9 protein-coding genes are annotated in these 9,147 nt (G+C 31.5%); 7 read left to right on the forward strand and 2 right to left on the reverse strand.

Going from position 1 to position 9,147, the window contains the following annotated elements; translation table 11 throughout:
- Both dcm and murJ read right to left on the reverse strand, forming a co-directional pair.
- Positions 1 to 521, reverse strand: a 521-nt coding sequence (gene dcm, locus QZZ48_RS12345) for a DNA cytosine methyltransferase (protein WP_294966335.1), incomplete at its 3' end; no start/stop codon positions are given.
- Between the two features lie 368 nt (positions 522 to 889).
- On the reverse strand, positions 890 to 2,299 hold the full coding sequence (gene murJ, locus QZZ48_RS12350) for a murein biosynthesis integral membrane protein MurJ (RefSeq protein ID WP_294966337.1): 1,410 nt from the start codon (positions 2,297 to 2,299) through the stop codon (positions 890 to 892).
- 98 nt (positions 2,300 to 2,397) lie between these two features.
- Here murJ and QZZ48_RS12355 point away from each other — a divergent pair, with 98 nt between their 5' ends.
- From QZZ48_RS12355 to QZZ48_RS12385, 7 genes are read left to right on the forward strand one after another with little or no spacing between them, the layout of a single operon-like run.
- Complete coding sequence (locus tag QZZ48_RS12355; protein ID WP_294966338.1) at positions 2,398 to 4,308, forward strand: flagellar assembly protein A; 1,911 nt, start codon at positions 2,398 to 2,400, stop codon at positions 4,306 to 4,308.
- The gene (gene ruvA, locus QZZ48_RS12360) at positions 4,309 to 4,875 is read left to right on the forward strand and encodes a Holliday junction branch migration protein RuvA (RefSeq protein WP_294966340.1); all 567 of its coding nucleotides are present in this window, start codon (positions 4,309 to 4,311) and stop codon (positions 4,873 to 4,875) included.
- Between the two features lie 59 nt (positions 4,876 to 4,934).
- Positions 4,935 to 5,276, forward strand: coding sequence for an arsenate reductase family protein (locus QZZ48_RS12365; RefSeq protein WP_294966341.1), 342 nt, complete (start codon positions 4,935 to 4,937; stop codon positions 5,274 to 5,276).
- A 10-nt stretch (positions 5,277 to 5,286) separates the two neighbouring features.
- A complete protein-coding gene (locus tag QZZ48_RS12370; RefSeq protein WP_294966343.1) occupies positions 5,287 to 6,324 on the forward strand; it encodes a D-alanine--D-alanine ligase in 1,038 nt (345 codons plus the stop codon).
- Positions 6,324 to 7,061 (forward strand): alpha/beta hydrolase, encoded by a 738-nt coding sequence (locus QZZ48_RS12375; RefSeq protein WP_294966345.1) that lies wholly within the window; start codon positions 6,324 to 6,326, stop codon positions 7,059 to 7,061. Before QZZ48_RS12370 ends, QZZ48_RS12375 begins: the two co-directional genes overlap by 1 nt.
- Positions 7,061 to 8,506: a UDP-N-acetylmuramoyl-tripeptide--D-alanyl-D-alanine ligase gene (murF, locus tag QZZ48_RS12380; protein ID WP_294966347.1), complete on the forward strand. Its 1,446-nt coding sequence runs from the start codon at positions 7,061 to 7,063 to the stop codon at positions 8,504 to 8,506. Before QZZ48_RS12375 ends, murF begins: the two co-directional genes overlap by 1 nt.
- Positions 8,507 to 8,535: 29 nt before the next feature.
- Positions 8,536 to 9,036 (forward strand): HIT domain-containing protein, encoded by a 501-nt coding sequence (locus QZZ48_RS12385; RefSeq protein WP_294966349.1) that lies wholly within the window; start codon positions 8,536 to 8,538, stop codon positions 9,034 to 9,036.
- Positions 9,037 to 9,147 lie beyond the last annotated feature (111 nt).

Here is a 9,147-nt window from a genome sequence, read left to right on the forward strand (position 1 = left end):
TGCTCATCTAATCCTACAAAAAATAATCTTTTTCTAATTTGGGGAACACCATAGTTTGGAGCATACAAAATTTTAGATTGTTTAGTATATTTATTTTCTTTAAAATTTCTTTCAATTTCTTCTTTAGCTTTACCTTTATACAGTGTTGCTAATCCAGGAACATTTTCTATAATAATTGCTTTTGGTTTGTCATTTAGCATCTTTGCAATTTCAAAAACAGAGTAAAAAAGCTTGTTTCTTTCGTCATCCTCTTTTCTTGAGCCAGTTAGTGAAAAGCCCTGACAAGGAGGTCCTGCAATTATTACATCAACTCCACCTTTCTCGTTTAAAAAATTAACTATCTCTTGTAAATTATCTATTTTTGATAAATCAACATTTTTTGTATGTGAATTGTTATGATTATATTTGAATGTTTTTAAAGCAATATCAACATTGTCAATACCTAGAACAACATCAAATCCTGCTTCTTGAAATCCATATGAAAAGCCACCGCAGCCTGAAAATAAATCTAATACTCTCAATATATATTTCCTCATGTAATACTTATCGACATTTTATCAAAAAAAAAATTACTTAGAGTAAAATATGACATTTTGCAAAATATTACTTTGGAAGACAACTATTTAATCAAACACATTATATGTAAAATAATCTTAAATCACATAAATAACTTACATACTGTTTGTGTGTTAAAAAGGTTTATTTTGTCGTTTCTATATTAATTTGTCATATTATTGATAAACAAGAGAATAATTCTATAAAATTCTTAAAGTCAGCGTGTTTGTTTAATACTGTATATTCAAATTAAACTACATTTTGTGCGTTATTTCGCAAATATCTTACATAACGCTACTTAAGCGAAGGATTGAAAATGGAAGTTAAAAAAAAGCTATAAAATATAAGAGCTAATAAAATCTTTAAATATTAAAAGCACACCAGTAAAAACTACAGATCCAATAATAAGATAAATAGCATTCTTAGAACGAACTATATTTAAAAAGTTTGTTACTCCAAAAACCCTTATAGTCAGAGTGAAACTCACAAAACCACCTACTGTAGATGCAAGGGCAAGACCGCTTACTCCCATAGGCGAGATAAGAGATAATGCAAAGATGATGTAAGTAACTAAAGAGAATGTTGCTATCTTCGCTGCTTTCATCTGCATCTCTTTAGCGTATAACCATAATACAAATAGCTTTTGAAGACCAAAAGGAAGAAGTCCTATCATATACATCTGTAAAACTAATGTTGTGTTTTGAGTGTCCTGTGTACTAAATGCACCTCTCTCAAAAAGAAGCCAAGTAATCTCTCGTGAGAGTACAAGTCCACCAATAGCACTCGCAGTTAATAAAAATGCTAAAAACCAAAATGCTCGTTGCAAAAAGAGTAAGGCTTTTTCTTCATCCTTGTTCTTTATATATCGTGCAACTCTAGGAAAAAGAGCAATAGAAGTAGCGATAGCAAAAAGAGCAAGTGGGAGTTGGAAGATGCGGTTAGCGTAGTAAAGGTATGAGATAGAGCCTGTTACTAAAAAAGATGCTAAGAAAGTATCTAAAAAAGCACTTACCTGAGCAGTAGAGTTTCCCCACATAGCTGGAAAAAATTGTCTTCTAAACTCTTTTGTGTCTTTTTGTATAATTTTTGACTTTACTCTTAGGTGTTTAAATCCACCTATTAGAAGTCTTGAGAGTCCCATTTTATAAATAGCTATAACATGAACTGCTAGTTGCATAAGTCCACCAATAACTACACCCCAACTTAGATAGTGAACTATATCTATATGACTCTTATCTTGTGATAGAAGTAAAGCAAAAATAAGAGATAAGTTTAAAAGAGCAGTAGAAAAAGCTGATGTTGCAAAATGATGTTTGTACTGAAGCATAGTACTTAAAAAAGTAACCCCAAAGATAAGTGGAAGATACCAAAAGTTTATAGCTACAAATGGAGATGCTAATGCTATAGTTTTTTCATCAAAACCTACTGCTATGGCTTGTGTTGCTAAGGCCGGCATAATATTTACAAGTAAAGTGATTATAAGTATGATAGAGAGAAATACTACAAAAATGTTTGCTGAGAAAACACCCTTGTGTTTTGATTTAGCAAAAGCGGGAATATAGACCTGTGTAAAAGCGCCTTCAGCAAAGATGCGACGGAAAAGATTTGGTAGTTTAAAAGCTATGAAAAATATGTCACTGTAGATGTTTGCACCAAGAACAGATGCTGTCAATAAATCTCTAATAAATCCTAAAATTCTTGAAAATAAAATTCCAAAACTATTTGTGAAAATTGCTTTAAACATGGGCTTCTTTGTGTATTTTGATTGGTTTTACGAAAGTTTAACAAATATTTGATTAAAATGTAGTGTTTAATTCTAAAATATAATCTATGTAGGTAAAAATGGCACTATTTGGTTCAAGTACAAAATCATCTTCTAAAAAATCATCAAAAAAGATTCGTCCAACTGTTGTGCGCACACAAAATGTTGCAAAAGAACTGATGACAATCGCAAAATCTTATGATATGAATGTTAACAAGATAGACTTTAACATATTAGAAGTACAGATGTATATGAGAATGAATAATGGAGACAAAGAAGTAGACTGGGAAGAGGCTACTATTGAAGATATCTCAGAACTAGAAGATAAAGGCGCATTACTAGATAAAAATTTTCAAATTAAACAGATGTATGAGATAGAAATATTTTCAAAAGTCAAAGATAGCCCATATAATGACTTTAACTTAAGCATTGGAGCAAATGCTACAAAATGTAAAGTATATCTAAGCATAAAAGAAGGTTCTAAAGTTTCTTACAATCCAAACTTTAAGCAAGACCTCTTAATACTTATTAATAAGAGTAAGGTTCGTGCAAATATCCTAATAGGTATTTTTGATGAAATATTATCTGAGCTAGTCTCAAAGATAGACGCCTATGTTAGAGTAGCAGAAAACGCTTACTATGAGAAGAATGAAACATACTTAATAGCTGAAGCTTATGAACCTACACCTACAACTAATGACAAGCTTATTTTTCACTACAACAAAAAAGAAGCTGTTAGTGAACTAGAAAAGGTAGATTATTCAAATAGAAGCTTTATACAAGGTGTCCACAAAGATGAACTCCTAATAGAATATTTAAAGCCAAAAGAGGGAACACCAGGAAGAAACTGTCGTGGTGAATTTATGGAACCTAAAGAGCCTCTTGAAGATAATATCCCTAGCTTTACTACTGATGAAACTATAAATATAATAGACTCTGATAATAATATAGAATATCGTGCAGTTGAAAATGGATATATAGCTCTTGATGGAAGCCTGTATACGATTAAGTCTGATGTTGATGTTGGTGAGATTACTTTTAAGACTACCGGTTCTATAGAAGCCGGTGTTAACTCAGATGTTAATATAAGCGTAAAAGAAACAGACTCAGTTAAAGATGCCATTGGTACAGGTATGGTTGTTGAGGTTAGTGAGATAGAGATAGATGGAAATGTAGGTTCTAATGCAAAGGTTACAGCACTTAAAGCTACTATTGGTGGGCAAACTCATAAAACAGCAAGAGTAAAAGCTGATAATCTTCAAATAAATGTTCACAAAGGAAATGCATATGGGAAAATCATTAATGTAACTAGACTAGAACATGGTGAAATTGACGGAGATGTAGTTGAAATATCTCAAGCTGTAGGTGGACATATAAGAGCAAAAGAAATAAGCATAGAACTATGTGGGTCTTATGTTAATGCAACTGCTTCAAGAGTTATAGAGATTAAAAAGCTTCAAGGAAGTGAGAATGTTTTTACGATAGATCCACTTTTGAAAAAATCTGACCAAGCAGGTCTTGGTGAGAACAAAGATAAGATTTTAGATCTAGAAAAAGCAGTAAAAAATATAAAAAAAGAGATAGATAAGTATAAAAAACTGGTTAAAGATAATCAAGTAACTTTTAACAATGTAAAAAAACGTTTAATTCACTACAAAAAAAATGGTGTAAAGATGCCACTCTCTTTTGTTAAACAGTTTAAGCAGTTTAACAAAGTAGTAGAACACTTAGTTAATATTCAAAAAGAGTCTGAGATAAAAAATGATCAACTTACCTTGCTTACTACTAAGACAGCATCTTTTCAAGATAACATTTTTGATGCAAGAATAATTAATAGGGACAAATGGATTGGACATAATGAAATTATTTTTAAGTTAGTTGACCCACCGATAAAAGTCTCTTTTAACCCTCTAGAAGGTTCTCTAGATAAAATTTTTGCTATTGTAGAACAAGAAGATGGTTCATATGAAATAGAGGCGGTAAGAGAGTAAATGATAGTTGGAATAAATGGAAATGTAGTATATAAAGAACCAACATTTGCACATGTTGATGTTAAAGGGGTAGTTTATGAAGTTTTTATCTCTTTGCACACTTTCTCTGCTTTAGGAAGTGATGAGGTTAAACTCTTTACAACTCAAATCATACGTGAAGATGCACAACTTTTGTTTGGCTTTTTGGATATGGCTGAGAAAAAGATGTTTGCAAGACTTATAAAAATAAATGGAGTAGGACCAAAGGTTGCAATGGCAATCTGTTCAACTTACACACCTAGTCAATTTGCAACAGTGATTAATAACAAAGATATGAATGGTGTAAAAAAAGTGCCAGGAATTGGGCCTAAAAGTGCAGGGCGAATCTTGGTAGAACTAAATGGCTTTGATGTGGAACTTATCTCGTCAACAGACGCACCAAAGAGTTTAGCATATAACCAAGCAAGTGAAGCACTCGAATCTTTAGGCTTTAAAAAAGATAAAATTTCTAAAGCTTTAAGTGCATGTACAGGTAGTGATACTGGCTCACTTGTTAAAGAAGCTCTAAAAGTACTTCAAACTCTTTGAAGTAGTGCTAATAAGGTAAAAATGCTATAATTGCAAGTTTTAATTAAGGAGATTTATTTATGAAACTATACGGTATACCGACTTGTGGCAGTGTTAGAAATGCAAGAAAGTTTTTTAAAGATAATGATATAGATTTAGAATTTATTGATTTTAAAAAGACTTCTGTTGAGTGCGTGAAAGTTGATGAATGGTTAGAACAAATTGATATGGCTGTTCTTTTTAACAATCGCGGTACTAAATACAGAACTTTAAAGTTAAAAGATTTAAACCTAGATGATAGTGGCAAACGAGAATGGCTTTGTAAAGAGAATATGCTTTTTAAAAGACCAATTATTGAGTTTGAAGGTCAAGTTATAGTTGGCTGGGATGAAGAAAAATATAAAGAAATTTTTACAAAGTAAGGAATAATATTTGAAATTAACAATTTTATTTGGTGGCGCGAGTTTTGAACATGAGATTAGTATAGTAAGTGCAATAACAATAAAAGAAAAATTATCTGGATTTAACCTTAGTTTTATTTTTTGTGATCAAGACCATAAATTTTATCTTATAGACGCTTCAAAGATGAAAGCAAACACCTTTTCTAAGGGTGAACATAAAAAGATGCCACAGCTTAGTATTACAAATGGATCTTTTTGCCAAAAATCTATGTTTAGTACAGTTGAACATTCGGGTACTTTACTTAACCTTATTCATGGAGCTGATGGAGAAGATGGAACTATCGCATCTTTACTTGATTTTTTCTCTATAAAATATATTGGCCCTAGAACAGATGCTAGTGTTTTTTCTTATGACAAAAGATATACAAAATGGTTATGTGATGCTAGAAAAATAAAAAGTGTAGATTATGAAGTTGTTTCATCAAATGAACATCATAATATCAATATGCAATATCCAATAATTGTTAAACCTGCTAGACTTGGAAGTTCTATAGGTGTAAGTATTGTAAGAGATGAAGCAGATCTTGACTACGCTTTAGATGTTGCTTTTGAGTTTGATAATTCTGTGATAATTGAACCATTTATTGAATGCGTAAAAGAGTATAACTTAGCTGGTTTTATGTCAAAAGGGGAGGTTCATGTCTCAATAGTAGAAGAACCTCAAAAGAATGAATTTTTAGATTTTGAGAAAAAATATATGGATTTTTCACGCTCAGAACAAGTTTTAAAAGCAGATATTGATGAAGCCTTAGAAGCAAAACTAAAAAATAGTTTTATCAAAGTTTATAAAAATCTTTTTGAAGGCGCACTTATTAGATGTGACTTTTTTGTAGTTGATGGTGAAGTCCTTTTAAATGAGATAAACCCAATTCCAGGTTCTATGGCAAATTATCTTTTTGAAAATTTCGAGGCTTCTTTAGAACTACTTTGCAACTCACTTCCAACGAATAAAAGAGCAAAAGTAAATTATGAATATATTCACTCTATAAGTCAGGCAAAGGGAAAATAATGGCTATTAAATCTATACAGTATAATCACCATACTTTAGATGTTAGCTATGAAATATTAAATCCGCAAGCTCCTGTAGATATAATCATCTTACATGGTTGGGGAAGTAATAAAAGTTTAATGAAAAAATCATTTGCTCCATACATGAATGCTTTTCGTCATATTTATATAGACCTTCCCGGTTTTGGAGGAAGTACTTGTAATGTTGCTCTAGAGACTAAAGATTATGCAAGAATAGTTGAACTTCTTATGATTCATCTTAATGCATCTAAAGAGATTATCCTTGGTCATTCTTTTGGCGGAAAGGTAGCTGTTTTATTAGAACCTAAAGTTTTAGTTCTAGTTTCTAGTGCTGGTATTTATATTCCTAAATCTTTTAAAGTAAAAGCTAAAATTGCTATATTTAAAATATTTAAAACTTTTGGACTTGCAAAACTTCGTTCTATCTTTGTAGCAGAAGATGCGAAGCATCTAAGTGAACCAATGTATGAAACATTTAAAAATGTTGTAGATGAGGATTTTTCTGAAGAATTTACTTCTTATAATGGCAAAGCATTGCTTTGTTGGGGTAGAGAAGATACAGCAACTCCATTGACTTGTGCTGGAGAGATAGATGAGCTTATACAAGATTCTACTCTGAAAATTTATGATGGTGATCATTACTTTTTTATGAATCATGCAGAAGAAGTATCTAATGAGATACAAAGTATATTTCTCAAAACTATGGAACATTCATAATGTTTGATTTTGAGATTTTAACAGCCTTTGTAACAAATGTTCTTTTTGTGACTGTTTTAGGATGGTACTTAATCACAAACTTGCAGTGGTATGATTATAAACTTTCTCGTGTCATTTTAAAACATCATAAGCCTCATTGGCATGTGATGTACTTTTTTATACCTTTTATCGCTTATTACACAACAGATGAATTTTTCCCAATCTTTTTTTACTTTGCAGTTCTTCCTTCTATCTTTGTTTGGCACAAGAAGCTTGATAAAAAACTTGTTTTAACTTGGAGAGTAAAAAGATTTTTAATTTTACTAATTTCTCTGGTTCTCTTCCAAGATGTCCTTTGTACTCTAAAAGAAGCATGTGGAACTTATGGTGTATTAATGCCTCTAGCTATCGCTTATATAGGTAGTATAATGATAGAAAAGTTTTTATTTGTAGCATTTAAAAAAGAGGCAAAAAAGAAACTCTCTTCTATCCAAAACCTTCAAATAGTTGCAATTACGGGAAGTTATGGAAAAACAAGCATCAAAAACTTTGTAGCAGAGATACTCTCTACTAAGTACAATGTATATGCAACTCCAAGAAGTGTAAATACTCTTGGTGGAATCATGCGTGATGTAAATGAATCATTACCAGCTGACACTGAGATATATGTTTGTGAAGCAGGTGCAAGACAGAGTGGAGATATCTATGATATTACAACTTTTTTAGAACCTCAAGTTGTTGTAGTTGGAAAAGTTGGAGAAGCTCACCTAGAGTATTTTAAAACCTTAAAAAATATCATAGCAACAAAACTAGAAATTATGCAATCACCAAGACTTAAACGTGCTTTTATACACACTTCAGTAACTGATGAACCACACGACAAAGTGACTTTTTTTGGTGATAACATACAAAATATAGATGCTAATATAGATGCAACTACGTTTGAATTAAAAATAGATGATGATATTTTATCTTTAAATACAAATATTTTAGGATCTTTTCAAACTATGAATATCGAAGCAGCAGTTAATATTGCAAAGAACTTTAGTATGAGTAATGAAGAGATTATTAAGGCAGTTAGAAAATTAACTCCAGTAGAACATAGACTTCAAAAAATAGTAGCTGGTGGAAAGATAATTATTGACGATGGTTATAACGGAAATATAGATGGAATTCTTGAGGGTGTAAGACTCTGTTCACTTCACGAGGGTAGAAAAGTTATAGTTACTCCCGGACTTGTTGAGAGTAGCGATGAGCTTAACCTAAAACTAATAGATGCTATCAATGATGTTTTTGATATAGTAATAGTTACAGGGGCTTTAAACTCTGCTTTATTTGATAAAAACCTAACAGTTACAAATAAAACTATACTTCATGATAAATCAAAAATTCAAGATGTCCTTGCATCTCAAACTACGGCAGGAGATATTATTCTCTTTGCAAACGACGCACCGAATTTTATATAAAAGTAATGGAATAAAATTAAGGGATAATTATGGAAGATATTTTATACGCACCGTGGAGAGATGAATATATCACTGGTAAAAAGATAGATGGTTGTGTTTTTTGCCATATAAGCTCTCATGCGGATGACGATACGCAGCAACATGTTCTTTACAGAGATGAACACTGCTTTATGGTTATGAATCTATATCCATATACTCCTGGTCATTTTATGATTATTCCTCATAAGCATACTGATAAACTAGAAGACTTACCATCTGAGACATGGTTACAAATGAGTGCTTTAGCTCAAAAGGGTGTAAGACTCTTAAAAGAAGGTTTTAATGCTCAGGGTGTAAATATAGGTATGAATTTGGGTCGGGCAGGTGGTGCAGGGATAGCTGAACATGTACATATGCATCTAGTTCCTAGATGGGAGAGAGATACGAACTTCATTACTTCTCTGGCAAATACAAGAGTTTACTCAACTGACTTTGAAGAAGTATATCAAAAAATCAAAAGTCTAATCCCAAAATATATAGATGCTAACTAGTTTATAGTTAGTCTTTCGCCAATTCTAAAATCAAGTGCAATTTTTTGAAAGTAAGTTGAAAGATAGGATTAATCGATAATCTGCTAATCTTATTCGACCAAAAACAAAGAA

Source organism: Sulfurimonas sp., assembly GCF_016744025.1.
Lineage (GTDB): Bacteria > Campylobacterota > Campylobacteria > Campylobacterales > Sulfurimonadaceae > Sulfurimonas.

Bases quoted from the DNA above. Each gene is read 5' to 3' on its own strand.
- murJ (WP_294966337.1), bottom strand. From the start codon at position 2,299: ATGTTTAAAGCAATTTTCACAAATAGTTTTGGAATTTTATTTTCAAGA.
- QZZ48_RS12355 (WP_294966338.1), top strand. From the start codon at position 2,398: ATGGCACTATTTGGTTCAAGTACAAAATCATCTTCTAAAAAATCATCA.
- ruvA (WP_294966340.1), top strand. From the start codon at position 4,309: ATGATAGTTGGAATAAATGGAAATGTAGTATATAAAGAACCAACATTT.
- QZZ48_RS12365 (WP_294966341.1), top strand. From the start codon at position 4,935: ATGAAACTATACGGTATACCGACTTGTGGCAGTGTTAGAAATGCAAGA.
- QZZ48_RS12375 (WP_294966345.1), top strand. From the start codon at position 6,324: ATGGCTATTAAATCTATACAGTATAATCACCATACTTTAGATGTTAGC.
- murF (WP_294966347.1), top strand. From the start codon at position 7,061: ATGTTTGATTTTGAGATTTTAACAGCCTTTGTAACAAATGTTCTTTTT.
- QZZ48_RS12385 (WP_294966349.1), top strand. From the start codon at position 8,536: ATGGAAGATATTTTATACGCACCGTGGAGAGATGAATATATCACTGGT.